Raw genomic sequence first — 25,803 nt, forward strand, 5'->3', positions numbered from 1 at the left:
ACCCTCTAAGCTCGCTGACCATGACCACGAGCGACATCGACGAGTCCGTAGGCGCCGAGCTGAAACGGCTGCGCGAGAGCATCGACAACATCGACGCGGCTGTTGTCCACATGCTGGCCGAGCGCTTCAAGTGCACCCAGCAGGTCGGTCATCTCAAGGCCGCCCACCAGCTGCCCCCGGCGGACCCGGCCCGTGAGTCCCGGCAGATCGCCCGGCTGCGGCAGCTCGCGGAGAGTGCGCACCTGGACCCGGCGTTCGCGGAGAAGCTGCTGAACTTCATCGTGGCCGAGGTCATCCGCCACCACGAGCGCATCGCCGAGGAGTCGGCGCACCCGGCGGGCGGCGCGCAGGCGTAGGGCCTCCTCGGCTGCGCGCCGCCCGCCGGGCCCCGCCCGCCGGCCGCCGGTCAGGGAGAGATCTCCTCCAGCGGCCGGTTCGCCGTCTCCTCCGCCAGTGTCCCGGCCACCACCGCGCCGAGCGCGGCCACCGTTCCCAGCATCACGAAGACCGCCGTGACGCTGTGGCCGGCCGCGTAGACCACGCCCACCAGGACCGGGCCGAGGATCACGCCCAGCCGGTTGACCGCACCGCCGACGCTGCAGCCCAGGGCGCGCATCCGGGTCGGGTACAGCTCGGGCGTGTACAGGTACAGGCAGATGTTGGAGCCGAAGAAGCCGACCGCCGAGAGCGAGGTCCAGAGCAGGACCTGCCCGGGGGTACGGGCGCCGAGCGCCGCGAGTGTGAGCAGCAGCGCGGCCGAGGCGCCGAGGCAGACGGCGAAGATCCGGCGGCGGCCGAACACATCCACGGTGAGGGCGACGAGCAGACAGCCGAGCAGCCCGGCCACCGACGTCACCGTGGAGTGGATCAGGGCGTCGGAGAGGGTGAGGCCGTAGGCGTCCTTGTAGATGCTGGGCAGCCAGGACGTCACGCCGTAGTTCACGAAGTAGCCGGTGAACCAGATCGCGCCGACGACCAGGGTGCGGCGCCGGTAGCGGCCGGTGAACAGGCCGCGGACACCGCTCGCGGCGTGTTCCGCCGGGGTGGCGGCGGCTCCGGCGGCGGGCGCGGGCCCGGCGGCGCCGAGGACCGGCGGGGGCAGCGGCCGGCCCGTCGCGGCCGACACCTTCGCCTCGATGCCGCTCAGCACCGCGTCGGCCTCCGCGAGGCGGCCCCGGTCCGCGAGCCAGCGCGGTGACTCCGGGACCCTGCGCTGGACCAGGAAGGCCAGCAGGCCGGGCACGGCGGCGACCGCGAACATCGTGCGCCAGCCCGCCGCCGGGACCACCCAGGCCGCGACCAGCGCCCCGACGGTGAGGCCGGCCGGGAAGACGAGTTCGTACAGCAGGACGAAGCGGCCGCGCTTGAAGCTGCGGGTGATCTCGCTGATGAAGGCGGCCGCCACCGGTACCTCGCCGCCGATCGCGAGGCCCTGCACGAAGCGCAGCGCCAGGAACGGGGTGAGCGAGGTGCAGGCGGTCAGGGCGAGGCTCGCCAGGCCGGAGACGGCCACGCAGTACGCGATCACCCTCACCCGGCCGTAGCGGTCGGCCAGCCGCCCCGAGAGCAGGGCGCCGACGAGCATGCCCGCCGAGCCGACGGTCAGCACGGCGGTGGCGTCGCCCGTGGTCAGGTGCCATTCCTCGCGCAGTTCGGGCAGCGCGTAGGCGATCAGCAACTGGTCGAAGGCCTCGAAGAAGGTGACAACCCCCACGATCAGGCGGACGGTGACGTGCCAGCGCGAGAGCGGCAGCCGCTCGAAGCGGGCGGCGACGGCGGCGCGGGTGGTGCCGGCCGGGGACGGTCCCGGTGCGGCGTCCTGCGAGGTGTCGGTGCTCATCCAGGGTTCCTCCTGCTCCGCGGGGGACCGGAGCGGTTGGGGAGAGCCAGGTACACGGGTTACGGAGGGGGCGGGAGTGAGGTGAGCGTACGGGTGGGGACGTACGCACAGGGCTCAGGAGCGGGTGACATCGCCCACGGACCTCTGTAAGCGCCTAGCTTCTTAGGGCTTAAGTTTTATCGGTCCCGGGGTGGAGCCCGTCAAGACCCTCGGGCCAAAAGGATTTTCGCCGAGGGGGGCTTGCGGTCAATTACTTAAGCACTTAGATTTTTAGCCCTGAGGTAACCGACACGACAGCAGGAGGCCAACTGATGCTTGCCGACGAGGTGTTGGTCGCGGGACGGTGGCGGCAGGGCCGCGGGGCCCCCGTCGAGACCGTCGATCCGGCCACCGGCCGGACCGTCGCCACCGTGCACGCCGCCTCCCTCGACGACGTCGAGGAGGCCGCCGCCGCAGCCGCCGACGCCGCCCAAGACCCCGCCTGGCGCGAGCTGCCCGCCCATCTGAGGGCCCGGCTGCTGCACCGCGTCGCCGACCTCGTCGAGCAGGGCGCCGACCGGCTCGCCGCCCTCCAGACCGCCGACACCGGCAAGTGCCTCACCGAGACCCGCGCCCTGGTGCTCAGCGCGGCCGGCACCTTCCGCTACACCGCCGCCGCCCTGGAGACCGCCGAGGACGCGCTCACCCCCGCGCGCGGCCCGTACGTCACGATGAGCGTCCACGAACCCATCGGCGTCGTCGCCGCGATCACCCCCTGGAACTCGCCGATCGCCAGCGACGCCCAGAAGCTCGCCCCCGCGCTCGCCGGCGGCAACGCCGTCCTGCTCAAGCCCGCCGAGTGGACGCCGCTGGTCGCCCTCGCGCTCGGCCGGCTGGTCCACCAGGCCCTCACCGAGGCCGCCCTGCCCACCGCGCTGCTCTCGGTGCTGCCGGGCCGGGGCAGCGTCATCGGCGACGCGATCGTCCGCCACCCGGCTGTCGGGAAGATCACCTTCACCGGCGGCACGGCCACCGGCCGCACCCTCGCCCACGCGGCCGCCGGCAGACTCGTGCCGGTCTCCCTCGAACTCGGCGGCAAGTCCCCGACGATCGTGCTGGAGGACGCCGACCTGGAACAGGCCCTCGCCGGCGTCATGTACGGGGTCTTCTCCTCCAGCGGACAGAGCTGCATCGCAGGCTCCCGGCTCTTCGTCGCCCGCTCCCGCTACGAGGAGTTCGTCGGCGAGCTCGTCTCCCGTACCGGGAAACTGCGCGTCGGGCCCGGCACCGACCCCGACACCCAGGTCGCCCCGCTGGTCCACCACCGCCACCGCGACAGCGTCGCCGCCTACGTCGACCTGGCCCGCGCCGAGGGCGCCACCGTCCGGTGCGGGGGAGCGGCCCCCGACGGCGAGCGCTACCGCGAGGGCGCCTACTACCTGCCCACCGTCCTGGACGGCCTGCCCAACTCCGCCCGGGTCTGCCAGGAGGAGATCTTCGGCCCGGTCCTGATCGCCCTGCCCTTCGACGACGAGGACGACCTCGTCGCCCAGGCCAACGACAGCGTCTACGGGCTGGCCTGCGGCATCTGGACCCGCGACCACGCCAGGGCCTGGCGGCTTGCCCGCCGCATCGACGCGGGCACCGTCTGGATCAACACCTACAAGCAGTTCAGCATCGCCACCCCGTTCGGCGGGCTGAAGGACAGCGGCATCGGCACCGAGAAGGGCCGCGACCTGATCCGCGGCTACCAGCGGCAGAAGTCCCTCTACTGGGCCACCGACACCACCCCGCTGCCCTGGGCCGCCGCCCACTGACGCCGCACGTGCCCCACGAACCCGAGCGGAAGAACGCCATGCCCCACGAGAACCGCCCCGCCCAGCCCGTCGCCCGGCTCCGCGCCCTGCGCTCCGTCGAACTCCGCACCCCCGCCTTCACCGAGTCCGCCGACTTCTACGCCGAGGTCTGGGGCCTGGAAGCCGTCGAGCGCGAGAGGGACGCCACCTGGCTGCGCGGCACCGGCGAGGAGCACCACGTCCTGCACCTCAGCCGGGGCGAGCGCAACGGACTCGGCCGCATCACCTTCGCCGTCGCCACCCCCGCCGAGATCGACGAGGCCGCCCGCAGGCTGTTCGCCCTCGGCATCGTCCCCGCAGCCGGCCCCGGCCCCCTCGACCAGGTCGGCGGCGGCTACGGACTGCGCTTCACCGACCCCGAGGGCCGGCTGATCGAGCTCAGCGCCCAGACCCACGCCGTCACCCCGCGCGGCCGGGACGCCGCCGTCCCCGTCGGCGTCACCCACACCGTCCTGAACACCACGGACATCGATGCGGCCGTCGCCTTCTACACCTCGGTCCTCGGCCTGCGCGTCTCCGACTGGTCCGAGCACCAGATGGCCTTCCTGCGCTGCAACGCCGACCACCACTGCATCGCGTTCAACCAGGCCGAGTGGACCTCCCTCAACCACGTCGCCTACGAGATGACGTCGGTCGACCACTTCATGCGCGGCCTCGGCCGGCTCCGCCACCACGGGATCACCCCGCAGTGGGGGCCCGGCCGGCACGGCCCCGGCAACAACACGTTCTCCTACTTCACCGACCCCGCCGGACTCGTCTGCGAATACACCTCCGAGGTCGCCCAGATCGTCGAGGACGCCTGGATCGCCAAGGTCTGGCGCCGCACCCCCGACCTCTCCGACCTGTGGGGGACCGCCGGACCGCCCTCGCCCGCGATCCGCTCCCGCATGGCGGGCACCCCCGACCCCGGCCCCCTCGCCCCCGCATCAGAAGAGGTGACCGCATGACCGCCACCCCGGCCCCCCGCCCGGACACCCCCGCGCGCTCCGCCCGCCCCGTCCGCCGCGTCGGCCTCGTCGGCTGGGGCGCCATCGGACGCGTCGTCGGCACCGCACTCGCCGAGGGCCACATCCCCGGCGCCGAACTCACCTGCGTCATCGACAACCGCCCCCTCGTCGACGCCCCCGCCCCCCAGCTCTCCTTCGAGGACGCCCTCGCCGTCTGCGACCTGATCGTCGAGGCCGCGGGCCAGACGGTGGTACGGGAATGGGCCGAGCGGGTCCTGACCGGCGGCGCCGACCTGCTGATCGCGTCCACCGGCGCCCTCGTCGACCCGGGACTCGTCGACCGGCTGCGCGCCGCCGGACCCGGACGCGTCTACTTCACCGGCGGCGCCGTCGGCGGACTCGACCTCCTCCAGGCCGTGCGGGGACTCGGCCCCCTCACCTCCGTCACCCTCACCACCACCAAGCTTCCCGGCACCCTCCACCAGCCCTGGATGGACGCCGGACTGACCGAACGGCTGCGGACGGCCACCGGACCCGTCGAGGTCATGCGCGGCACCGCACGCGACGTCCCGGTGAAGTTCCCCAGGTCGACCAACGTCGCCGCCTCGGTCGCGCTGGCCACCGGCGACCCCGGCCTCGTCCAGGTCGTCGTGGTCGCGGACCCGGCTGCCACCCTGACCCGGCACGTCATCGAGGCGGCCGGCGAGCACGGCACGTACCGCTTCGAGGTCGCCCACCGGCCCGACGCCGCCAACCCGGCCACCAGCCAGGTCGTCCCGCACGCCGTGCTCCGCAGCCTCGGCGCCGTCGTCGGCCGGGCGGGACAGATCCTGTGACCGCCGCGACGCTCACGGCCGGGGCCGTCCACACCCGGGAGGCCGGCGACCCGGACGCCCCGCTGCTGCTCTGCCTGCACGGCATCGGCTCCTCGTCCGCCGCCTTCGCCCCGCAGCTCGACCAACTCGCCGACCAGGTGCGGGTGGTGGCCTGGGACGCGCCCGGCTACGCCGGCTCCGCCGACCCGGCCCACGCCCCCGGCCTCGACGGCTACGCCGACACCGCCGCCGCCCTCATCCGCGCACACGGCGGCCCCGCCCATGTCCTCGGCGTCTCCTGGGGCGGCGTCATCGCGCTGCGCCTCGCCGCCCGCCACCCGGACCTGGTGGCCTCCCTGATCGTCGCCGACTCAAGCCGGGGGTCCGGCACCGACCCGGACAAGGCGCGGGCCATGCGCGGGCGCGCCGAACAGCTCGCCGCCCAGGGGCCCGAGGCCTTCGCCGCCGCGCGCGGACCGCGCCTCGTCTCGGCCGACGCGCCCCCCGGCCTCGTCGCACGCGTCGTCGCCACCATGGCCGCCTCCGTCCGCACCCCCGGATACGGCTACGCCGCCGCGTCCATGGCGGAGGCCGACCTCACCCACGACCTGCCCGCCATCACCGCACCGGCCCTCGTCCTGTGCGGCGAACAGGACACCGTCACCGGCACCGACGAGTCCCAGGCCATCGCCGGCGGCCTCGCCAAGTCCGTCTACGTCACCCTCTCCGGCGCCGGGCACCTCGCCAACCAGGAACGCCCCGAGGCCTTCAACGCCTGGGTCCGCGCCCACCTCCACGTCGTCGCCCGCGTGCCCGCGTAGCGACGCACCGCCCACCACCCGCCCCCAGCACCGAACCGAGGAGCATCCCGTGCCCATCGACAACACCCCGTACGAGAACGACGGCGACCTCGCGAAGTTCACCGACTCGCTCATCGCCACCAAGGACTCCCGCGAGCCCGACTGGAACACCCTCTCCTTCCAGGAGAAGGCCGGCGCCCAGTACCGCCGCGCCCAGATCCGCTACGTCGGCTCCGGCGCCACCGGCAACCACGAGAACGACAACCGCATCCTGCCCTCGGGCGGCTTCACCCTCTCCAACATGCTGCTCCCGCCGGGCGCGGAGGGCCCCGAGCACACCCACCACGACGTCGAGGAGGCCTTCTTCGTCCTGGAGGGGCAGGTCAGGGTCGGCATCCACCGGGGCGCCGACGAGGCCGAGTACCGCACCCTCGGCTACCGCGACATGATCGTCGTGCCCGCCGGGGTGGCCCGCTCGCTGAAGAACGAGGGCGACACCGACGCCCTGTTCTGCGTGATCATCGGTACCCGGAAGCCGCAGGTGCCGACCTACCCCGCGCACTCCCCGATGCACGGCGTGACCCGCGACTGATGGCCGCCGACGACACCCCCCGTACGGTCGTCGTCACCGGCGCCGGCCGCGGCCTGGGACTGGCCGCGGCCCGCCGGATCGGCGCCGACGGCCACCGCGTCCTCGTCGCCGAACTCGACGAGGCCACCGGGCGCCGGGCCGCCGAGGAACTGCGGGCCGACGGCATCGCCGCGGACTTCCACCCGCTCGATGTCGCCGACCCGGACTCCGTCGCCGCACTCGCCGGCACGCTCGCCGGGGACGGCAGCCGGCTGTACGGCCTGGTCAACAACGCCGGACTCGCCAACGCGGTGGGCGGCAAGCCGTTCCACGAGATCGATGTCGAAGCCTGGGACCGCATCATGGCGGTCAACGCCCGCGGCCCCTGGCTCGTCGCCCGCGCCCTCCTCCCGCTGATGCGGGCCCACGGCAGCGGACGCATCGTCAACCTCGCCTCGGACGCGGCGCTGTACGGCTCGCCCCGGCTGGCCCACTACATCGCCTCCAAGGGTGCGGTGATCTCCCTGACCCGGGCCATGGCCCGCGAGACGGGCGACCTCGGCATCACCGTCAACGCGGTCGCGCCCGGCCTCACGGAGGGGGAGTCCGCGGTGGACATCCCCGCCGAACGCCACGAGCTGTACCGGCTGAACCGGGCGATCTCCCGCCCCCAGCGACCGGCGGACCTGGTCGGCCTGATCGCGTTCCTCGTCGGCGAGGAGTCCGGCTACATCACGGGCCAGACCTTCGCGGTCAACGGCGGCTTCACGATGACCTGACGCCCGAGCCAATCCGGGCCCGTCCGGCGATCGAGGACAGAACGACCACCGCGCCGCGCGAATCGAGCGTGCCGGGCCGGCAGATCAAGCCCGTCCGGCGATTGAGGACACCCCCGCACCGGGGTCCCGGTGCCCCCGCGGAGCGCCCCGCGCCCCCACCCGAAAGGAGCCTCAGCCCCATGGACCTCCGCCTGCAAGGCACCCGCATCCTCGTCACCGGCGGCAGCTCCGGCGTCGGCCTCGCCACCGTCCGCACGCTCCTCGGCGAAGGCGCCCGCGTCGCCACCTGCGGCCGCCGCCCCGACGCCCTCGCCGCCGCCCTGGACGGCCTCGCCACCCCGGACCGGCTCTTCCACGCCCCCTGCGACGTCCGCGACGAAGCCGCCGTACGCGCCTTCACCGAGGCCGCCGCCGACCACCTCGGCGGCCTCGACGGGCTCGTCAACAACGCCGGCGCCTCCCGGATGAAGCCCTTCGCCGAGACCACCGCCGACGACTGGCGCGACGAACTGGAACTCAAGTTCTTCGGCGTCCTCAACCCCCTCAACGCCGCCCTGCCCCATCTGCGCGCATCCGGCGGGACCCCCGGCCGCGCCTCCGTCGTCAACATCAACGCCGTCCTCGCCAAACAGCCCGAGACCGCGCTGATGACCACCAGCGCCGCCCGCGCCGGCATCCTCAACCTCTCCACCTCCCTGTCCAAGGAACTCGCCCCCGACGGCATCCGCGTCAACTCCGTCTGCCTCGGCCTCGTCGACACCGGCCAGTGGGAACGCCGCCACGCCGCGTCCGGCAGCCCCCTCGACTACACCGCCTGGCAGGCCGCGCTCGCCGCCGACCGGGGCATCGCCCTGGGCCGCCTCGGCACCGCCGACGAAGTCGCGTACGCCGTCACCGCCCTGCTCTCACCCAGGGCCTCGTACATCACCGGCACCACCGTCGACGTCTGCGGCGGCGTCAACCGCGCCGTCGCGTAACCCCGCAGCCCGTCACCCCACCCCTCAGGAGCACCCGACATGACCCGACCCAACGGCGGCGACCTGCTCGTCGAGACGCTGCGCGGACTGGGCGTCGACACGGTGTTCGGCATCGTCAGCGTGCACAACCTGCCGCTCGTCGAAGCCGTCGACCGCGATCTGCGCTTCGTCCCCGTCCGCCACGAAGCCGCCGCCGTCAACGCCGCCGACGGCTACGCCCGAGCCAGCGGCACCCTCGGCTGCGCCCTCACCAGCACCGGTACGGGCGCGGGCAACGCGGCCGGCTCCCTCATCGAGTCCCTCAGCTCCGGCACCCCCGTCCTCCACATCACCGGACAGATCGACAGCGCCTACCTCGGCTCCGGACGCGGCTTCATCCACGAGACCAAGGACCAGCTCGGCATGCTCCGCGCGGTGTCCACCCACGCCGTCACCGTCACCGACGCCGCCCGCGCCGGGGACATCCTGCGCGACGCGGCGGCCCGCGCCCTCACCGCGCCGCACGGCCCGGTCAGCGTGGAATGGCCCATCGACCTGCAGTTCGCGCCCCAGGTACTCACCGGCACCCCCGTCCCCGGGGCAACGGCCCCCGCCCTGCCCGACGCGGCGCTCCTCGACGCGGCGGCCGCCCTGCTGTCCGGGGCCCGCCGCCCCCTCCTCTGGGCCGGCGGCGGCGCCAACAGCGCCCGCCCCGAGGTCGCCGCGCTCCTGGACGCCCTGAACGCCGGACTCGTCACCTCCAACTCCGGCCGGGGCGCCGTCCCCGAGTCCGACGACCGGGTCCTCGGCAACTACGCCACCGCCCCCGCCGGCCGCGCCCTGCTCGCCGAGGCCGACGTCCTGCTCTCCATCGGCACCCACTTCCGCTCCAACGAGACCGCCGACTACGGCCTCCGGCTCCCGCCCGTCCACATCCAGCTGGACCTGGACCCGGCCGCCCCGGGCCGTGTGTACCCCGCGACCGTCGCCCTGCACGGCGACGCCGCCGCCGTACTCGCCGCCCTCCTGGGCCGTGTCACCAGCGGCGGTACGGAGACGAGCTGGCCCGACCGGGTGCGCAGGGCCCGCACCGAGGCCCGTACCGCACAGCGCCACGCCATCGGCCCGCAGGCCGCGGTCAACGACGCCATCCGGGACGCCTGCCCGCCCGGATCCGTCATCGCCCGCGATGTCACCATCCCCTCCTCCACCTGGGGAAACCGGCTCCTGGAGATCACCGACCCGGCCACCAACGTCTTCCCGCGCGGCGGCGGCATCGGCCAGGGCCTCGCCATGGGCATCGGCGCCGCACTCGGCCGCCCCGGCGCACCCACCGTCGTCATCGCCGGCGACGGCGGCCTCGCCGTCCACCTCGGCGAACTCCTCACCCTCGCCCAGGAGAAGCCCGACCTCACCCTTCTCGTCTTCAACGACGGCGGCTACGGAGTCCTGCGCAACATGCAGGACACCCACTTCCCCCGCCGCTCCGGAGTCGACCTCACCACCCCCGACTTCGCGCTGCTCGCCGCCGCCGTTGGCCTCCCGTACGCCCGGATCGCCGCCGAGGCCGACGCCGCACCCGTCATCAAGGCGGCCACCGCCTCGCCGGGACCCACCCTCGTCGAGGTCGACCTCGCCGCACTCGGCCCGATGAACACCCCGTTCACCCCGCCGGTCAAGCTCCCGGCCACCGCCACCGATACCCCTGGAGAAGGAGGCAACCCGTCATGACGCCCGCCGAGGAACCCCGGCTCGACCTGCTCGTCCACCGCATGACCTGGGAGGCCGACGGAGTCCTGAGCATCGAACTCACCCACCCGGACGGCGCCCCGCTCCCCGCCTGGCGGCCCGGCGCCCACATCGACGTCCACACCGGCGGCCACATCCGCCAGTACTCGCTGTGCTCCGACCCCGCCGACCCCACCCACTGGCGCATCGGCGTCCTGCGGGAACCCGCCTCACGCGGCGGCTCCGCCCATGTCCACAGCGGCCTGCGCCCCGGCCAGACCGTCCATGTCCAGGGGCCCCGCAACCACTTCGAGCTCGACCCGGCGGGCGACGCCACCGGCTACCTCTTCATCGCCGGCGGCATCGGCATCACCCCGCTCCTGGCCATGGCCCGCGAGGCCGCCCGCACCTCCACCCCGTGGCGCCTGGTCCACGGCGGCCGCAGCCGCGCCTCCATGGCCTTCGGCGCCGAACTCACGGCACTGGCCGAACTGCCGGGCGGATCGGTGGAGTTCGTTCCGCAGGACGAGAGCGGCCACCCCGACCTCGACGCCCTGCTCACCGGCCTCGCCCCGGGCACCCAGGTCTACTGCTGCGGCCCCGAACCCCTGCTCGCCGCCGTCGAGGAACGCCACCCCGGCGCCCGCACCGAACGCTTCGCCGCGCCCGCCGCCCCGGCGCGCGACGGCGAGGACACCGGCTTCGAGGTCGTCTGCTCCCGCACCGGACGCACCGTCGAGGTCGGCCCGGACACCTCCGTGCTCGACGCCCTGGAGAGCGCGGGCCTCCCCGTCGCCTCCTCCTGCCGCGACGGCATCTGCGGCACCTGCGAGACCAAGGTCCTCGAAGGCACCCCCGACCACCGGGACTTCCTGCTCACCGACAGCGAACGCGAGTCCGGCGCGTCGATGATGCTCTGCGTCTCCCGGGCCCGCACCCCCCGCCTCGTCCTCGACCTCTGAACCGCCCCCGAAGGGAGCCGGCATGACCAGCCCGACCCACGCCCAGTACCTCGACCCGCACCAGTCACGCACCGCCGAACCCACCCCGTACGAGAAGAAGCTCGCCGCGGAGATCGAAGAGGTCTTCGGCAGCGGAGCCCACGACCTGCCGGGGCTCGTCGCCGGACTCAACGCCCGCGACCTGCCCGCACCCGACGGCAGCCCGTGGACCGAGGAAACCTTCCGCACCGAGATGCGCCGACTGGGAGCGTGACACCGCCATGACCACCGACACCGCCACCCCGGTCCGGCCGGGCACCCCCGTGCGGCCCTCCGAGGTCGCCCGCCCCGGCGACCGCACCGCCGACCGCCTCTTCGCCACCGGCATCCGCAACCAGTGGTACGCGGTCTGCCCCTCGGACTTCGTCCCCGCCGGCGGAATGAAACGGCTCACCCTCCTCGGCGAGGAGTGGCTGCTCTTCCGCCGCGCCGACGGCACCCTCCACATGCTGGAGGACCGCTGCCCCCACCGGGGCGCGCGCCTCTCCCTCGGCAAGCACCTCGGGGACCGCATCGCCTGCTGGTACCACGGCGTCCAGGTCGACGGCACCGGCACCGTCGCGGCCGTCCCCGGCCTGCCCGGCTGCAATCTGGAGGGCAAACAGCTCGTCGCCGCACCCCACCTCGTCGAGACCGGCGGCGCGATCCTCGCGTACTTCGGCGACAGCACCCACGCCGAGCCGGTGCCGCTCACCCTCCCGGAACAGCTCACCGACCCCGGCACCACCGCGTTCCTCTGCTATGCCGAGTGGAACGTCAACTGGCGCTACGCCGTGGAGAACCTGCTCGACCCGATGCACGGGTCGTTCCTCCACCGGGACTCGCACAGCATGGCCGAGGGCCAGACCACCGCGCGCTTCCGCATCCGCGAGACCGAGCGGGGCTTCTTCTTCGAGAAGACCGACCAGAGCGGGGTCAACTTCGACTGGGTCGAGCTCTGCCGCACCGGCGTCGACTGGGTCGACCTCACCATCCCGTACCCGCCGACGGCCGGGCCCGGCGGCCCGTTCGGCATCGTCGGCATGGCCACCCCCATCGACGAGGACCGCTGCGCCGTCTTCTTCTGGCGCTACCGCAAGGTCACCGGCTGGCAGCGCGACACCTGGCGCTTCCTGTACCGGACACTGCTGGAGGACCGCCACTGGGAGGTGCTCGAACAGGACCGCGTCATGCTGGAGGACCTGCGCAGCGACGCCGACCAGGCGGAGAACCTCTACCAGCACGACCTGGGCGTGGTCCGTGTCCGCCGCATGTACCGCACGGAGGCGGAGGCCCAGGCAACGGGATCCTGACACCAGCGGGGGTGTCCTCCTTCCAGGCCCGTCCGGCGACTGAGGACACCACCCGCACCAGGGCCTCCGTGCCCCCCGCGGAGGGTCTACTCCCCGCCCTCCGCCGCCAGCACGGACCGCTCCAGCTTCTCCAGCAACCGCGCAAGCTCACCGCACTCCGCCTCCGACAACCCCGCCAGCATCCGCCGCTCGTTGTCCAGATGCTCCGAGAACAGCGCGTCGATCAGCGACAGCCCCTCGTCCGTCAGCCGCGAGTGCACCACCCGCCGGTCCTGCGGATCCCGCTCCCGCCGGATCAGCCCGTCCTTCTCCAGCCGGTCGATCCGCAGCGTCACGCCCGCCGAGCTGATCAGCCCCGAGTCGGCCAGCTCACCCGCCGTACGGCGAAACGGCTTCCCCGCCCGCCGCAGCGCGGTCAGCACGTCGAACCCGGCCATCGAAAGGCCCCGGCGCTCCACCGGCCGCGAGATCGCCGCGCTGTACCGGAGGAACGCCCGGTGCAGCCGGCCGAACACCTCCAGCGGAGCCGTGTCCAGCTCGGGCCGCTCCCGCCGCCAGTCCGCCACGATCGACGCGACCGCGTCCCCGTCCTTCGCCATCCCGGGCACACCTCCGTACAGCTACACCATGGGTAAGAATCTTAGCCCTCAAAGGTTCCGGCAAGGCCCGGCCGGTCCGTCCCGAACCCGGCTGCACCGGGACCACCGCATACGGCAGCATGGCCCCCATGTCCGTACTGATGCGCGATGAAGCGCAGGCCCGAGCCCAGTTCCTCGACGTACAGCGGTACACGATCGCACTCGATCTCACCGCGGGGGAGGAGACCTTCGACTCCCGTACCGTCATCCAGTTCACCGCTCGCGCGGCCGGCGACACCTTCGTCGAGCTGAAGCCCGCCGTCCTGCGCTCGATCAGCCTCGACGGGCAGCCGCTGGACCCCGCTGAGCTCGACGGGAACCGGTACCCCCTGACCGGCCTCACCGCCGGCGGCCACGAACTGCACGTCGACGCCGCCATGCACTACTCCCGCACCGGCGAAGGCATGCACCGCTTCACCGACCCCAGCGACAACGAGACCTACGTCTACACCCAGCTGTTCATGGAGGACGTCCAGCGCGTCTTCGCCGCCTTCGACCAGCCGGACCTCAAGTCCGTGTTCGACCTCACGGTCACCGCGCCCGAAGGCTGGAGCGTCCTCGGCAACGGCATCGCCCACCACCGGGGCGACGGCCGCTGGACCCTCGCCCCCACCCCGCTGATCTCCACCTATCTCGTCGCCGTCGCCGCGGGCCCCTGGCACTCCGTGACCACCGAGCACGCCGGACTGCCCTTCGGCCTCCACTGCCGCCGCTCCCTCGCCCCGTACCTCGACGCCGACGCGGACGAGATCCTCGGCATCACCCGGGCCTGCTTCGACCGGTTCCAGGAGAAGTTCGACGAGCCGTACCCCTTCGACTCCTACGACCAGGCCTTCGTCCCGGAGTTCAACGCGGGCGCCATGGAGAACCCCGGACTCGTCACCTTCCGCGACGAGTTCGTCTACCGCTCCGCCGTCACCGAGACCGAGCGCCAGACCCGCGGCATGGTCATCGCCCACGAGATGGCCCACATGTGGTTCGGCGACCTCGTCACCCTCGCCTGGTGGGACGACATCTGGCTCAACGAGTCCTTCGCCGAGTACATGGGCTACCAGACCCTCGCCGAGGCCACCCAGTACACCGACACCTGGGTCGACTTCGGCGTCGCCCGCAAGGGCTGGGGATACGACGCGGACCAGCGCCCCTCCACCCACCCCGTCGCCCCCGACCCCGCCGACGTCCCCGACACCGCGTCCGCGCTGCTCAACTTCGACGGCATCTCCTACGCCAAGGGCGCCTCCGCGCTGCGCCAGCTCGTCGCCTGGCTCGGCGAGAAGGACTTCCTGGCCGGTATCAACGCCCACTTCGCCCGCCACAGGTTCGGCAACGCCACCCTCGCCGACTTCATCGACAACCTCGCCTCCGCCACCGACCGCGACGTCCACGCCTGGGCCGAGCAGTGGCTGCGCACCACCGGCGTCGACACCCTCACCGCGCGGGTCGAGGAGGCCGACACCAGCTGGTCGCTCGCCGTCGACCGGCAGGGCACCCGCCCCCACCGCATCAGCGTCGGCACCTACGACCTCGCGCTGGACACCCAGCCCGGCCGCGTCCCGCTCGTCCTGCGCGACCGCTTCGACACCGGCATCCCCCAGGACGGCCCGCTCACCCGCCCCGGCGGCCGCCCCGCCCTCGTCGTCCTCAACGACGAGGACCTCACCTACGCCAAGATCCGGCTCGACGCGGGCTCCTGGGACACCGTCCTGGCCGGCCTCTCCGGCGTCCCCGACGCGCTCACCCGGGCCGTCATCTGGAACGCCGCCCGCGACATGGTCCGCGACGGCGAACTCGCCCCCGCCACCTACCTCGAAGCGGCCCGCACCCACCTGCCCCACGAGACCGACCTGGCCCTCCTCCAAGGCGTCCTCGCCTTCGCCGACGGCCAGATCGCCGCCCGCTACGTGGCCCCCGAGGACCGGCCCGCCGCGCTCACCACGCTCACCGCCCTGTGCCGCGACCTGATCCGCCGCACCGAGGACGGCAGCCGGCCCGGCCTGCGCCTCACCGCCGTCCGCCACCTCATCGACGCCGCCACCCAGCCCGACACCATCCAGGGCTGGCTGGCCGACGGCACCGTCCCCGGCGGACCCGAACTCGACCCCGAGCTGCGCTGGCGGATCCTGACCCGCCTCGCCGTACTCGGCGCCGTCGACGAGACCGCCATCGCCGCCGCGCTCGACGCCGACCCCAGCGCGACCGGCCAGGAGGGCGCCGCCCGCTGCCGCGCCGCGCTGCCCACCGCCGAGGCCAAGGCCGCCGCCTGGGACGCCCTGTTCCACGACGACAGCCTCTCCAACTACCTCTTCACCGCCACCGCCCAGGGCTTCTGGCAGCCCGAACAGACCGACCTCGTACGGGCATACGTGCCCCGCTACTACGCCGAGGCCGCAGCACTCGCCGACCGCCGGGGCCCCGCCATCGCCGAGGCCGCCGGGCGCTACGCCTTCCCGGCCGACGCCGTCGACGCCGACAGCCTCCGCCTCGGCGAACAGGCCCTCGCCGGCGAGGACCTCAGCCCCGCCCTGCGCCGCAAACTGATCGACCAGATCGACGACCTGCGCCGCGCCCTCGCCGTACGCGAAGCCCACTGACCGGAGCACCGCACCGCCGCACCACCCGTGCCCGGCCCGCCCTCACCACCGAGGGCGGGCCGGGCACTCCCGTATCCACAGCCGTACGTCCCCGCCCATACCATCCCGCCCCCGCCCGGCCCGGCCCCATCGGCCCACCGTCCCCCGTTCGAGTTCAGATCACGGGGCTCCCCGGCAGCGCCCCCCGAAACCCGGACAAGCTGGCATGTCCACCCATGCGCACCCGAAGGGGCCACCCACCCATGCCCACCCCACCCCTCGCCGGATCCACCCCGGGCCCCGCCGCCCTGCGCCCCCTCCTCGACACCGTCCTCACCGCACTCCAGGAGGGCGCCCGCCGCCGCGACGGCCCGCTGCCCGCCGGCGGACCCGACACGGTCACCGCCGCCCTGCGCACCGTCCTGGACCCCGTCATCCCGGAGCACGGCACCGGCGCCCACCACGCCCTCGCCGCCCTCGTCGGGGCCCTCACCGAAGGCGCCGCCGACCCCGCCGACCCGCTCTGCGCCGCCCACCTCCACACCCCGCCCCTCGCCGTCGCCGCTGCGGCCGACCTCGCCGCGTCGGCCCTCAACCCCTCCATGGACTCCTGGGACCAGGCCCCCGCCGCATCCGCCCTGGAAGCCGGCACCACCGCCGCGCTCGCCGCCGAGATCTACCCCCACCACACCGCGCCCGACGCCCTCGTCACCACCGGCGGCACCGAGGCCAACCAACTCGCCCTCCTCCTCGCCCGCGAACGCCACGGCCCCGTCCGCACCGTCACCGGCGCCAACGCCCACCACAGCATCACCCGCGCCGCCTGGCTCCTCGGCCTGCCCGAACCCGTCACCGTGCCCGCCCCCACCGGCACCCTCGACCTCGCCGCGCTCGACGACACCCTCGCCCGGCTCCGGGGTCAGGGCCCCGTGCTCGTCACCGCCACCGCCGGCACCACCGACACCGGGCAGATCGACCCCCTCGCCGAGATCGCGGACCTGTGCACCCGCCACGGCGCCGAACTCCACATCGACGCCGCCTACGGCGGACCGCTCCTGTTCAGCCCCACCCACCGGCACCAGGTCCACGGCCTCCACCGCGCCCACAGCGTCACCCTCGACCTGCACAAACTCGGCTGGCAGCCCGCCTCGGCCGGCATCCTCGCCGTCCCCGACCGCCACCACCTCGACGCACTCCACCACCGCGCGCCCTACCTCAACGCCGACGACGACACCGAGGCCGGCCTGCCCGACCTCCTCGGCCGCTCCCTGCGCACCACCCGCCGCCCCGACGTACTCAAGATCGCGGTCACCCTCCAGGCCCTCGGCCGCACCGGCCTCGCCGACCTCGTCGACCGCACCTGCGCCGCCGCGCACCACCTCGCCGACCTCGTCACCAAGGCCCCGGGCCTCGACCTCTACGACCGCCCCACCATCAGCACCGTCCTCTTCCGCCCCACGGACGCCGACGACCGCACCGTCGCCGCCATCCGCCGCGCGCTCCTGACCGGCGGCCACGCCGTACTCGGCCGCACCCGCGCGCACGGCCGCCTCTGGCTCAAGGCGACCCTCCTCAACCCGTACACCACCCCCGACGACCTGCAACGGCTCCTCGGCCTCGTCACCGAAGCCCTCGTCACCGAAGCCCTCGCCACCGAAAGCCCCGTCACCGAGACCTCCGCCGCCGCAGACCCCGCCACCGCGACCCAGGAAGGCAGCTCCCTCCGATGACCGACCGGCCCACCCCCGAGACCGATCAGCCACACGACCTCGTCGGCATCGGCATCGGCCCCTTCAACCTCTCCCTCGCCGCGCTCGCCCACGGCATCCCCGGCCCGATCGCCGCCACCTTCTACGAGCAGCGCCCCGCCTTCCACTGGCACCCCGGCCTCCTCATCGAGGGCGCCAGCCTCCAGGTCCCCTTCCTGGCCGACCTCGTCACCCTCGCCGACCCCACCAGCCCCTGGAGCTTCCTCAACTACCTGCGCACCCGCGACCGCCTCTACCCCTTCTACTTCGCCGAGCGCTTCCACATCCAGCGCGCCGAGTACGACGCCTACTGCCGCTGGGTCAGCGAACAGCTCCCCGGCCTGCACTTCGGCCACCAGGTCGACGCCATCCGCTGGAACGCCGAACGCGCCCACTTCGAGGTCGACTTCACCCAGCTCGACGCCCAGGGCGAAGCCGAGTCGCTCGGCCGCGCGCACACCCGCCACATCGCCCTCGGCATCGGCACCGAGCCCCACATCCCCGAGCCCCTCAAACCCCTCGCCGACGCCGGATCCGTCCCCGTCATCCACTCCGCCGACTACCTCCACCACCGCAGCCGCCTCCTCGAAGCCGGACACATCACCGTCATCGGGTCCGGCCAGTCCGGCGCCGAGATCTTCCTCGACCTGCTGCGCGCCCGCCCCGCCGGCCGCGAACAGCTCCACTGGCTGGCCCGCACCCCGGCCTTCGCCCCCATGGAGTACTCCAAGCTCGGGCTCGAACACTTCACCCCCGACTACACCCGCTACTTCCACGCACTGCCCGAAGCCGTACGCGACACACTCGTCCCCCAGCAGTGGCAGCTCCACAAGGGCATCGACCACGACACCATCGCCGCCATCCACGACGAGCTCTACCGCCGCACCCTCCACGGCGGCTGGCCCGACGCCACCCTCACCCCCGGCGTGGCCGTACGCACCGCCGGACGCGTCGCCAACACCCGCGTCGAACTCCACCTCGAACACACCGAGCAGGGCACCCGCAGCCGCCTCACCACCGACGCCGTCGTCCTCGCCACCGGCTACCGCGAACGCCCCCTCGGCCGGATCCTCGAAGGCCTCGCCCCGCATCTGCGCCACGACAGCGCCGGCCGGCCCCGCATCGACGAGCGCTACCGCCTCGGCCTCGACCCCTCCGTCACCGGCCACATCTACGTACAGAACGCCGAACGGCACACCCACGGCGTCGGCGCCCCCGACCTGGGCCTCGCCGCCTGGCGCAGCGCCGCCATCCTCAACGACCTCACCGGCACCACCCCATACCCCCTGCCGGAGCGCACCGCCTTCACCACCTTCGGCCTGGCGCCGCACACCCCGGGCATCCCCGCGCAGAACACCGCGCTCATCCCTCTCGCCCAGAGCAACTGAACGCCCCCGGGCACGCGAAAGGCGGACGCCCGCCTCCCCGGAGGAAGCGGGCGCCCGCCTTTCACCTGCGTGCGACGCCTAGAACACCGGCGTGCCGTCCCGCGTCAGACGCCAGTCCACCGAGGCGAACTGCGCACCGTCCACCGAACCCTTCGCCTGCACCCAGGCGATGATCGTGTTCCGGATCTCCTCCGAGTTCGCCCACAGCTGCTTGGCGGCCGGGACATGCGGGAAGTTGCCGCCGCCGCTCGCCCGGTAGTTGTTCACCGCCAGCACGAACTGCGCCGCCGGGTCGATCGCCTTGCCCTCGAAGGACAGGTTCACGATCCGCGAACCGTTCGGCTTCGCGATATCGATGTCGTACGTCAGACCGGACACCGCGTCGTAGTTGTAGTCCGGGGTGTTGTCCGCGTTCGTCAGCTTCTCCGGGTCCACCGGCGCGCCCGCCGCCGTCTGCACGTAGTACCGCGCCGAGAACTCCAGGTAGTCCTTGATCTGCGCACCCGTCACGAGCCGCGCCTCAAGGGTGTTCTCGAAGGGGTACAGCCCCGCCGCGTCCTTGATCGTCACGTTCCCGGCCGGGATCTTCGCCGTGCGCGAGAAGCAGGACGCCTGCGAGAGCACCGGCAGCTGTGCGTACTCGCCGCCCGCGAGCGCCGCCTTCACCGTCTCGGTCTGGACGACGTTGATCAGATCGATGATCGGCTCGTCCTTCCACGCCGCCTCGGCGGTCGTCATCGCCGCCGCCGACGTGCCGATCACCTGGTTGACGTACGCGACGACCTTCTTGTGCTCGTCCGCCAGCAGCTTCGTGATCTTCCGGTCCTCCGCCGCGGTGTTCGAGTTCAGCACCCGGGAACCGGCCTTCTCGACCACCCAGCGGCCCTTCTCCCACACCAGGTCGAAGTCGAACAGCGTCAGCCGCTGGCCCCACTTCAGCGGCTCGGACAGCACGACCTTCTTGCCGGTCTTCTTGTTCTCCACGAAGTACTCGGGGATCTCCAGGTGCGCGTGGCCCACCAGGATCGCGTCGATCCCCGGGACCTGCTCGGCCACCAGGCCCGCGGCGTTCTCCACGTACGGGATCTGGTCCCCGTACGACGACGTCCCGCTGTTGCCCGAGTGCGCCGAGACGATCACCACGTCCGCGCCCATCGACCGCAGCCGCGGCACATACTTGGCTGCCTGCTCCTCCAGGCCCGGGAACACCATCTTCCCGCTGACGTTCACCTTGTCCCAGATCGCGATCCCCGGGTTGGTCAGGCCCAGAACGGCGACCTTCACGTCCCGGCCGTGCGGGGTGCGCAACTTCTTGATCACGTACGGCGCGAACGCCGGCCGCAGCGTCTTCGCGTCCAGCGCGTTCGCCCCGAGCAGCGGGAAGTCGCACTGCTCCTCGAACTTCCGCAGCACCGGGATGCCGTAGTTGAACTCGTGGTTGCCCAGTGCCGCCGCGTCGTAGCCGATCGCGTTCATCGCCTGCGCCATCGGGTGCACCGGACCGCGCTTCGCGGTGATCGGGTCGATCTTCGCGTAGTAGTACGACAGCTGCGTGCCCTGGATCGTGTCACCCGCGTCGATCATCAGGGTGTTGTGGCGGCCCTTCTCGCGCCGCACCTGGTCGACCAGTGTGGAGATCTTCGCCAGGCCGACGTCGTTGTGGTCCTTGTCGTCGAACTCCGCGTCCGTGAAGTAGTCCCAGTTGAAGACATTCCCGTGCAGGTCCGTCGTCCCCATCACGGTGAACGAGTACCGCTTCGGCGGACGCCCGTGCCCATGACCGTGCCCGTGTCCGTGCGCCTCGGCGGGCGCCGCGGCACCGCCCGCGATCGCCACGCCGGCGCCGGCCGCGGCCGATGTGCCCAGGAACGTCCTTCGGTTCAGCGGCATCTCGTCTCCCACATCTCAGTTCTCTCCGTGCAAGTTCCGCCGCACACAACGCGCGTAGAACGTACCCGCGCGTGGACAACGCGCGTAGATAATGACCCACGCACCACACCCGGCAACACCCCCCACAGGTTTCTATTCGATGACCGGCCGCTGTCGTACCCGAGTGCGACAGTGGACCCATGACCGACACCGCGCAGCCCTACGGCACCCCGGACCACCCCCGCCTCGCCGTCCGGGGCGAGGCCCGCCTCCAGTTCGACCCCGAGATCGCCCGCGTCGGCATCACCGTCACCGCGCGCGGAAAGGACCGCCGCGCCGCGCTCGACGATCTCACCCGGCGCAACAGCGCCGTTCTCGAACTCGCCCGGGGATACGGCGAAGCCGTCGAGAAACTCGAAACCGGCGCCTTCTCCATCACCCCCGAACTCGCCCAGCGCGGACGCGACGAAAAGATCCGCGCCTACCACGGCCGCGTCCTCATCACCGCCTTGCTCAACGACTTCACCGCACTCGGTGAATTCACCACCCGCGCCGGCGACCTCGACATGACCCGGATCGACGGCCCCTGGTGGTCCCTGCGCCCCGAATCGCCCGCCCACGGCGAGGCCCGCCGCCAGGCCGTACGCGAAGCCGTGCAGCGCGCCCGCGAATACGCGGAGGCCGTCGGCGCCCAGCTCGCCGCCCTGGTCGAACTCGCGGACCTCGGCGCGGAGAACGCGGCCCCCGTCGCCTTCGCACGCGGGTACGGCGGCGCGCCCCCGCCGGCCCCGGGCGCCGCCGGCGGAGCCCCCGCGCTCGACCTCGAACCGCAGGCGCAGACCGTCTACGCCCAGGTGAATGCGCGATTCATCATGACCCCACCAAAACTCTGAAGTGCCGCGCCCGGCCGCATTTCGCGCGCTCATCCGAGCGCCCCGCCGCACAATTCAACACTTGTCAATAACCCTTCACTCAAAGGTGGTTGGGCAGTCATCCCGAGCCAATTCGCTACCCGTAGGTAAGGATTAGGCTCGAACCATGCGCCGAGCGAAAATTGTTTGCACCCTGGGACCCGCCACCGATACATACGACCAGATCAAAGCCTTGGTCGAGGCGGGAATGGACATCGCCCGCCTCAACCTCAGCCACGGCACCTACGCCGAGCACGAAGAGCGCTACCACCGTGTGCGCAAGGCGTCCGACGAGGCCGGCCGCAGTGTCGGCATCCTCGCCGACCTTCAAGGTCCGAAGATCCGCCTCGGACGCTTCCGCGAAGGACCCGTACTCCTTGAACGCGGCGACGACTTCACCATCACCGTCGAACCCATGGAGGGTGACCGCCACACCTGCGGCACCACCTACTCCGGCCTCGCCGCCGACGTCACCCCGGGCGAGCGCATCCTCGTCGACGACGGGCGCGTCACGCTGGAGGTGACCGAGGTCGACGGTCCCCGCGTCCGCACCACCGTCGTCGAGGGCGGCATGGTCTCCGACCACAAGGGGCTCAACCTCCCCGGCGTCGCCGTCTCCGTGCCCGCGCTCTCCGAGAAGGACATCGACGACCTGCGCTGGGCCCTGCGCACGGGCGCGGACGTCATCGCCCTCTCCTTCGTGCGCAGCGGCCGCGACATCGAGGACGTCCACCGCGTCATGGACGAGGAGGGGCGGCGCCTCCCCGTCATCGCCAAGGTCGAGAAGCCCCAGGCCGTGGAGAACATCGACGACATCGTCGCCGCCTTCGACGGCATCATGGTCGCCCGCGGCGACCTCGGCGTCGAAATGCCCCTGGAGCAGGTGCCGATCGTCCAGAAGCGCGCGATCAAGCTGGCCAAGCGCAACGCCAAGCCGGTCATCGTCGCGACCCAGATGCTCGACTCGATGATCGACAACTCCCGGCCCACCCGCGCCGAGGCCTCCGACGTCGCCAACGCCGTCATCGACGGCACGGACGCGGTGATGCTCTCCGGCGAGACCAGCGTCGGCAAGTACCCCATCGAGACGGTCCGCACGATGTCCCGCATCGTCGAGGCCGCCGAGGAGGACATCCTCGCCAAGGGCCTGCCCCCGCTCACCGACCGCAACAAGCCCCGCACCCAGGGCGGCGCGGTGGCCCGCGCGGCGGCGGAGATGGGGGACTTCCTCGGCGCGAAGTTCCTGGTGGCCTTCACCCAGAGCGGCGACACGGTCAAGCGCCTCTCCCGCTACCGCTCACCCATCCCGCTCCTGGCCTTCACCCCGGACCCGGCCACCCGCTCCCAGCTGAACCTGACCTGGGGTGTGGAGACGTTCCTCGGCCCGCACGTGGACTCGACGGACGCGATGGTGGCCCAGGTCGACGAGGAACTGCTGAAGATCGGCCGCTGCCGGAAGGGCGACGTCGTGGTCATCACGGCCGGCTCCCCGCCGGGCGTGGCGGGCTCCACGAACCTGGTACGCGTGCACCACATCGGCGAGGACGACAGCCCGAAGTAGGCGACTCGCCTGCAACCTTGGAATCGAAGGAAAAGTGCCCCAGGTGGGATTCGAACCCACACTGTCCGCTGTTTGAGAGCGGCCTCTCTGACCAGTTGGAGTACTGGGGCCTTAGAAAGGAAGGGTTGTAGCTGCCCTGCGCGTCACTACCTTACAGGAGCTAGGTAGGCTCGTGGGAGCTGTACCTGTCCTGGAACAAGGAGCCCCCGTGACCACCCCCGAGTCGCCCCAGCCCGTCGCCGACGACGACAAGTCGCACGTCCCGCCGCTGACGACCCGCGTCGTCATCGCCGAGGACGAGGCGCTCATTCGCCTCGATCTCAAAGAGATGCTCGAAGAAGAGGGGTACTCGGTCGTCGGTGAGGCCGGGGACGGGCAGCAGGCCGTCGAGCTGGCCCGGGAGCACAAGCCGGACCTGGTCATCCTCGATGTGAAGATGCCGGTCCTCGACGGGATCTCCGCCGCCGAGAAGATCGCCGAGGAGTCCATCGCGCCCGTCCTGATGCTCACCGCGTTCTCGCAGCGCGACCTGGTCGAGCGGGCCCGGGACGCCGGGGCGATGGCGTACCTCGTGAAGCCGTTCAGCAAGAGCGACGTGGTGCCCGCCATCGAGATGGCCGTCTCGCGGTTCTCCGAGCTGAAGGCCTTGGAGAACGAGGTCGCGGACCTGGCGCAGCGGCTGGAGACGCGGAAGCTGGTGGACCGGGCGAAGAGCATTCTGCAGACGGACTACGGGCTGTCGGAGCCGGAGGCGTTCCGGTGGATCCAGAAGACGTCGATGGACCGCCGGCTCTCGATGCAGCAGCTCGCCGAGGCGCTGATCGAGGACGCCGAGGAGAAGAAGCGCGCGGCCGAGTAGCCGTACCCGTACAACGGGAAGGCCCGCACCCCGGACATCCGGGGTGCGGGCCTTCCCGTACGGGCTCAGTCCTCGCCGAGGTACGCCTTGCGGACGGACTCGTCGTGGAGGAGGTCCGCCCCGGTGCCGGAGAGGACGATCTTGCCGATCTCCATGACGTGGCCCTGGTCCGCGAGGGACAGGGCGGCCTGGGCGTTCTGCTCGACGAGGAGGATCGTCGTGCCGGACGCCCGCAGCTCGACGATGGTCTCCATGATCTTCTGCATCATGATCGGGGAGAGGCCCATGGAGGGCTCGTCGAGCATGAGCAGTTTCGGCTGGGACATCAGGGCGCGTCCCATGGCGAGCATCTGCTGCTCGCCGCCGGAGAGGGTGCCGGCGGCCTGCTTGCGGCGTTCCCCGAGGATGGGGAAGAGGTCGTAGGCGCGCTGGATGTCCTTCTCGATGCCGGCCTTGTCGTTGCGGAGGTAGGCGCCGAGCAGAAGGTTCTCGGTGATCGTCAGCCGGGGGAAGATGTGCCGGCCCTCGGGGGAGTGGGCGAGGCCCAGTGAGACGATCTTGTGTGCCGGGATGTTGGTGAGCGGTTTGCCCTCGAAGAGCACCCGGCCGCCGAGCGGCTTGAGCAGCCCGGACAGGGTGCGCAGGGTGGTGGTCTTGCCGGCGCCGTTGGTGCCGATGAGGGTGACCACCTGGCCGGCGTCGACGGTGAAGGAGATCCCCTTCACGGCCTCGATCTTGCCGTAGGCGACGCGGAGGTCCTCGACCTCGAGCAGTGCGGTCATCGGTTGTCCTCCTCTTCGGTGGTGGTGTCCGTGGCAGCAGGGGCTTCGGCGCTGCTGTCCTCGGCGACGGCGGCGGCCCCCGCCTCCGCGGCCTCGACCTCGGCGACCTCCTCGGCGCCGGGGGCGCCTTCGAAGGGGGTGCCGAGATAGGCGGCGACGACGCGCTCGTCCCCCTGGACGACCTCGGCGGTGCCCTCGACGAGCTTCTCGCCCTGGACGAGCACGGCGACGCGGTCGCACAGGTTGAAGATGAAGCGCATGTCGTGCTCGATGACGAGAACGGCGATGCCCTGGTCCCGGATGGCGAAGATGAGCTCTTCGGTGACCCGGGTCTCCTGCGGGTTCATGCCGGCGGTGGGCTCGTCCAGGAGGAGGAGCCCGGGGTCGCTGGCGAGCGCGCGGGCGATCTCCAGCTTGCGCTGGTCTCCGTAGGGGAGGTTGCGCGCCAGGTGGTCGGCCTTGTCCTGGAGGCCGATGAACTCCAGGAGCTCCAAGGCGCGTTCGCGGCTGGAGTTCTCCGCCTTGCTGTAGCCGGGCAGGCGCAGCAGGGCCGACCAGAGGCCCTCCTTGGTCCTGGTGTGGCGTCCGACGAGGACATTCTCCAGGACCGTCATGTTGGCGAAGAGCCTGATGTTCTGGAAGGTGCGGGCGATGCCTGCCTTGGTGACGAGGTGGGGCTTGGGCGGCAGGACGGTGCCCTTGTAGCTGACCTTGCCCTCGGTGGGGACGTAGAGGCCGGTGAGGCAGTTGAAGAAGGTCGTCTTGCCGGCGCCGTTGGGGCCGATGAGGCCGACGATCTCGCCCGCGTTGACCGTGAGGTCGACATCGCGTACGGCGGTGAGACCGCCGAAGCGCATGGTGACCCCGCTGGCGTCCAGGACGGTGGTCGCGGTCTTCGTGGTGGTGGTCATGG

23 protein-coding genes and 1 tRNA gene are annotated in these 25,803 nt (G+C 72.2%); 18 read left to right on the plus strand and 6 right to left on the minus strand.

The genetic code is table 11. From position 1 onward, the window contains the following. Nucleotides 1-20: 20 nt before the first annotated feature. Nucleotides 21-356 carry a chorismate mutase gene (locus tag RLT58_RS27125; RefSeq protein WP_311312985.1) on the plus strand — a complete coding sequence of 112 codons (336 nt, stop codon included), beginning with the start codon at nucleotides 21-23 and terminating at the stop codon, nucleotides 354-356. A 50-nt stretch (nucleotides 357-406) separates the two neighbouring features. Here the strand turns inward: RLT58_RS27125 and RLT58_RS27130 are convergent, their stop codons facing one another. Further along, nucleotides 407-1,840: an MFS transporter gene (locus tag RLT58_RS27130; RefSeq protein ID WP_311312986.1), complete on the minus strand. Its 1,434-nt coding sequence runs from the start codon at nucleotides 1,838-1,840 to the stop codon at nucleotides 407-409. A gap of 311 nt (nucleotides 1,841-2,151) precedes the next feature. On the opposite strand from RLT58_RS27130, the gene RLT58_RS27135 reads away from it, so the two are divergent. The 11 genes from RLT58_RS27135 (at nucleotide 2,152) to RLT58_RS27185 (ending at nucleotide 12,564) form a co-directional block, all read left to right on the plus strand. Beyond that, the gene (locus tag RLT58_RS27135) at nucleotides 2,152-3,636 is read left to right on the plus strand and encodes an aldehyde dehydrogenase (RefSeq protein WP_311312987.1); all 1,485 of its coding nucleotides are present in this window, start codon (nucleotides 2,152-2,154) and stop codon (nucleotides 3,634-3,636) included. Between the two features lie 38 nt (nucleotides 3,637-3,674). Beyond that, a complete protein-coding gene (locus RLT58_RS27140) occupies nucleotides 3,675-4,622 on the plus strand; it encodes a VOC family protein (RefSeq protein WP_311312988.1) in 948 nt (315 codons plus the stop codon). Next, complete coding sequence (locus RLT58_RS27145) at nucleotides 4,619-5,458, plus strand: aspartate dehydrogenase domain-containing protein (protein WP_311312989.1); 840 nt, start codon at nucleotides 4,619-4,621, stop codon at nucleotides 5,456-5,458. Before RLT58_RS27140 ends, RLT58_RS27145 begins: the two co-directional genes overlap by 4 nt. Continuing rightward, entirely contained in the window at nucleotides 5,455-6,258 is an 804-nt protein-coding gene (locus RLT58_RS27150) for an alpha/beta fold hydrolase (protein ID WP_311312990.1), read from the plus strand. The genes RLT58_RS27145 and RLT58_RS27150 overlap by 4 nt, the downstream gene beginning before the upstream one ends. Before the next feature lie 49 nt (nucleotides 6,259-6,307). Beyond that, the gene (locus tag RLT58_RS27155; protein ID WP_399131684.1) at nucleotides 6,308-6,829 is read left to right on the plus strand and encodes a cupin domain-containing protein; all 522 of its coding nucleotides are present in this window, start codon (nucleotides 6,308-6,310) and stop codon (nucleotides 6,827-6,829) included. Next, a complete protein-coding gene (locus RLT58_RS27160; RefSeq protein ID WP_311312991.1) occupies nucleotides 6,829-7,587 on the plus strand; it encodes an SDR family NAD(P)-dependent oxidoreductase in 759 nt (252 codons plus the stop codon). Before RLT58_RS27155 ends, RLT58_RS27160 begins: the two co-directional genes overlap by 1 nt. Nucleotides 7,588-7,766: 179 nt before the next feature. Then, entirely contained in the window at nucleotides 7,767-8,564 is a 798-nt protein-coding gene (locus RLT58_RS27165) for an SDR family oxidoreductase (protein ID WP_311312992.1), read from the plus strand. 39 nt (nucleotides 8,565-8,603) lie between these two features. Next, nucleotides 8,604-10,274 carry a thiamine pyrophosphate-binding protein gene (locus RLT58_RS27170; protein WP_311312993.1) on the plus strand — a complete coding sequence of 557 codons (1,671 nt, stop codon included), beginning with the start codon at nucleotides 8,604-8,606 and terminating at the stop codon, nucleotides 10,272-10,274. Continuing rightward, the gene (locus RLT58_RS27175) at nucleotides 10,271-11,233 is read left to right on the plus strand and encodes a PDR/VanB family oxidoreductase (protein ID WP_311312994.1); all 963 of its coding nucleotides are present in this window, start codon (nucleotides 10,271-10,273) and stop codon (nucleotides 11,231-11,233) included. The genes RLT58_RS27170 and RLT58_RS27175 overlap by 4 nt, the downstream gene beginning before the upstream one ends. A 22-nt stretch (nucleotides 11,234-11,255) precedes the next feature. Further along, on the plus strand, nucleotides 11,256-11,486 hold the full coding sequence (locus RLT58_RS27180; protein WP_311312995.1) for a recombinase-like helix-turn-helix domain-containing protein: 231 nt from the start codon (nucleotides 11,256-11,258) through the stop codon (nucleotides 11,484-11,486). A 7-nt stretch (nucleotides 11,487-11,493) separates the two neighbouring features. Next, on the plus strand, nucleotides 11,494-12,564 hold the full coding sequence (locus tag RLT58_RS27185; RefSeq protein WP_311312996.1) for a Rieske 2Fe-2S domain-containing protein: 1,071 nt from the start codon (nucleotides 11,494-11,496) through the stop codon (nucleotides 12,562-12,564). A gap of 86 nt (nucleotides 12,565-12,650) precedes the next feature. On the opposite strand, the gene RLT58_RS27190 is transcribed toward RLT58_RS27185, so the two are convergent. Further along, nucleotides 12,651-13,163: a MarR family winged helix-turn-helix transcriptional regulator gene (locus tag RLT58_RS27190; RefSeq protein WP_311312997.1), complete on the minus strand. Its 513-nt coding sequence runs from the start codon at nucleotides 13,161-13,163 to the stop codon at nucleotides 12,651-12,653. Nucleotides 13,164-13,291: 128 nt separating this feature from the next. On the opposite strand from RLT58_RS27190, the gene pepN reads away from it, so the two are divergent. The 3 genes from pepN (at nucleotide 13,292) to RLT58_RS27205 (ending at nucleotide 18,908) form a co-directional block, all read left to right on the plus strand. Beyond that, nucleotides 13,292-15,793, plus strand: a complete 2,502-nt coding sequence (pepN, locus tag RLT58_RS27195; RefSeq protein ID WP_311312998.1) for an aminopeptidase N — start codon at nucleotides 13,292-13,294, stop codon at nucleotides 15,791-15,793. Nucleotides 15,794-16,035: 242 nt separating this feature from the next. Further along, a complete protein-coding gene (locus RLT58_RS27200) occupies nucleotides 16,036-17,502 on the plus strand; it encodes a pyridoxal phosphate-dependent decarboxylase family protein (RefSeq protein ID WP_311312999.1) in 1,467 nt (488 codons plus the stop codon). Beyond that, entirely contained in the window at nucleotides 17,499-18,908 is a 1,410-nt protein-coding gene (locus RLT58_RS27205) for a lysine N(6)-hydroxylase/L-ornithine N(5)-oxygenase family protein (protein ID WP_311313000.1), read from the plus strand. Before RLT58_RS27200 ends, RLT58_RS27205 begins: the two co-directional genes overlap by 4 nt. A gap of 78 nt (nucleotides 18,909-18,986) precedes the next feature. Here the strand turns inward: RLT58_RS27205 and RLT58_RS27210 are convergent, their stop codons facing one another. Further along, nucleotides 18,987-20,798, minus strand: a complete 1,812-nt coding sequence (locus tag RLT58_RS27210; protein ID WP_311313001.1) for a bifunctional metallophosphatase/5'-nucleotidase — start codon at nucleotides 20,796-20,798, stop codon at nucleotides 18,987-18,989. A 179-nt stretch (nucleotides 20,799-20,977) separates the two neighbouring features. Between RLT58_RS27210 and RLT58_RS27215 the strand changes: the two genes are divergently transcribed. Next, nucleotides 20,978-21,670 (plus strand): SIMPL domain-containing protein, encoded by a 693-nt coding sequence (locus RLT58_RS27215; protein ID WP_311313002.1) that lies wholly within the window; start codon nucleotides 20,978-20,980, stop codon nucleotides 21,668-21,670. Between the two features lie 145 nt (nucleotides 21,671-21,815). Then, the gene (gene pyk, locus RLT58_RS27220) at nucleotides 21,816-23,249 is read left to right on the plus strand and encodes a pyruvate kinase (RefSeq protein ID WP_311313003.1); all 1,434 of its coding nucleotides are present in this window, start codon (nucleotides 21,816-21,818) and stop codon (nucleotides 23,247-23,249) included. Between the two features lie 35 nt (nucleotides 23,250-23,284). Here the strand turns inward: pyk and RLT58_RS27225 are convergent. Then, a tRNA-Leu gene (locus RLT58_RS27225) sits at nucleotides 23,285-23,359 on the minus strand. A gap of 98 nt (nucleotides 23,360-23,457) precedes the next feature. Between RLT58_RS27225 and RLT58_RS27230 the strand changes: the two genes are divergently transcribed. Then, a complete protein-coding gene (locus RLT58_RS27230; RefSeq protein WP_311313004.1) occupies nucleotides 23,458-24,108 on the plus strand; it encodes an ANTAR domain-containing response regulator in 651 nt (216 codons plus the stop codon). Nucleotides 24,109-24,173: 65 nt separating this feature from the next. Here RLT58_RS27230 and RLT58_RS27235 read toward each other — a convergent pair whose 3' ends face one another. Together RLT58_RS27235 and RLT58_RS27240 are read right to left on the minus strand one after the other, a co-directional pair. Then, nucleotides 24,174-24,890 (minus strand): ABC transporter ATP-binding protein, encoded by a 717-nt coding sequence (locus RLT58_RS27235; protein ID WP_311313005.1) that lies wholly within the window; start codon nucleotides 24,888-24,890, stop codon nucleotides 24,174-24,176. After that, nucleotides 24,887-25,801, minus strand: a complete 915-nt coding sequence (locus RLT58_RS27240; protein ID WP_311314669.1) for an ABC transporter ATP-binding protein — start codon at nucleotides 25,799-25,801, stop codon at nucleotides 24,887-24,889. Before RLT58_RS27240 ends, RLT58_RS27235 begins: the two co-directional genes overlap by 4 nt. Between the last annotated feature and the right edge of the window lie 2 nt (nucleotides 25,802-25,803).

Origin of the sequence: Streptomyces sp. ITFR-16, from assembly GCF_031844705.1 — a bacterium.
GTDB lineage: Bacteria > Actinomycetota > Actinomycetes > Streptomycetales > Streptomycetaceae > Streptomyces.

What these genes read in the sequence shown, in the direction of transcription:
- RLT58_RS27200 (WP_311312999.1), top strand. Translation starts at nt 16,036, where the DNA reads ATGCCCACCCCACCCCTCGCCGGATCCACCCCGGGCCCCGCCGCCCTG.
- pyk (WP_311313003.1), top strand. Translation starts at nt 21,816, where the DNA reads ATGCGCCGAGCGAAAATTGTTTGCACCCTGGGACCCGCCACCGATACA.
- RLT58_RS27190 (WP_311312997.1), bottom strand. Translation starts at nt 13,163, where the DNA reads ATGGCGAAGGACGGGGACGCGGTCGCGTCGATCGTGGCGGACTGGCGG.
- RLT58_RS27140 (WP_311312988.1), top strand. Translation starts at nt 3,675, where the DNA reads ATGCCCCACGAGAACCGCCCCGCCCAGCCCGTCGCCCGGCTCCGCGCC.
- RLT58_RS27175 (WP_311312994.1), top strand. Translation starts at nt 10,271, where the DNA reads ATGACGCCCGCCGAGGAACCCCGGCTCGACCTGCTCGTCCACCGCATG.
- RLT58_RS27125 (WP_311312985.1), top strand. Translation starts at nt 21, where the DNA reads ATGACCACGAGCGACATCGACGAGTCCGTAGGCGCCGAGCTGAAACGG.
- RLT58_RS27180 (WP_311312995.1), top strand. Translation starts at nt 11,256, where the DNA reads ATGACCAGCCCGACCCACGCCCAGTACCTCGACCCGCACCAGTCACGC.
- RLT58_RS27210 (WP_311313001.1), bottom strand. Translation starts at nt 20,798, where the DNA reads ATGCCGCTGAACCGAAGGACGTTCCTGGGCACATCGGCCGCGGCCGGC.
- RLT58_RS27205 (WP_311313000.1), top strand. Translation starts at nt 17,499, where the DNA reads ATGACCGACCGGCCCACCCCCGAGACCGATCAGCCACACGACCTCGTC.
- RLT58_RS27215 (WP_311313002.1), top strand. Translation starts at nt 20,978, where the DNA reads ATGACCGACACCGCGCAGCCCTACGGCACCCCGGACCACCCCCGCCTC.
- RLT58_RS27185 (WP_311312996.1), top strand. Translation starts at nt 11,494, where the DNA reads ATGACCACCGACACCGCCACCCCGGTCCGGCCGGGCACCCCCGTGCGG.
- RLT58_RS27145 (WP_311312989.1), top strand. Translation starts at nt 4,619, where the DNA reads ATGACCGCCACCCCGGCCCCCCGCCCGGACACCCCCGCGCGCTCCGCC.
- RLT58_RS27135 (WP_311312987.1), top strand. Translation starts at nt 2,152, where the DNA reads ATGCTTGCCGACGAGGTGTTGGTCGCGGGACGGTGGCGGCAGGGCCGC.
- RLT58_RS27165 (WP_311312992.1), top strand. Translation starts at nt 7,767, where the DNA reads ATGGACCTCCGCCTGCAAGGCACCCGCATCCTCGTCACCGGCGGCAGC.
- pepN (WP_311312998.1), top strand. Translation starts at nt 13,292, where the DNA reads ATGTCCGTACTGATGCGCGATGAAGCGCAGGCCCGAGCCCAGTTCCTC.
- RLT58_RS27240 (WP_311314669.1), bottom strand. Translation starts at nt 25,801, where the DNA reads ATGACCACCACCACGAAGACCGCGACCACCGTCCTGGACGCCAGCGGG.
- RLT58_RS27170 (WP_311312993.1), top strand. Translation starts at nt 8,604, where the DNA reads ATGACCCGACCCAACGGCGGCGACCTGCTCGTCGAGACGCTGCGCGGA.
- RLT58_RS27160 (WP_311312991.1), top strand. Translation starts at nt 6,829, where the DNA reads ATGGCCGCCGACGACACCCCCCGTACGGTCGTCGTCACCGGCGCCGGC.
- RLT58_RS27130 (WP_311312986.1), bottom strand. Translation starts at nt 1,840, where the DNA reads ATGAGCACCGACACCTCGCAGGACGCCGCACCGGGACCGTCCCCGGCC.
- RLT58_RS27235 (WP_311313005.1), bottom strand. Translation starts at nt 24,890, where the DNA reads ATGACCGCACTGCTCGAGGTCGAGGACCTCCGCGTCGCCTACGGCAAG.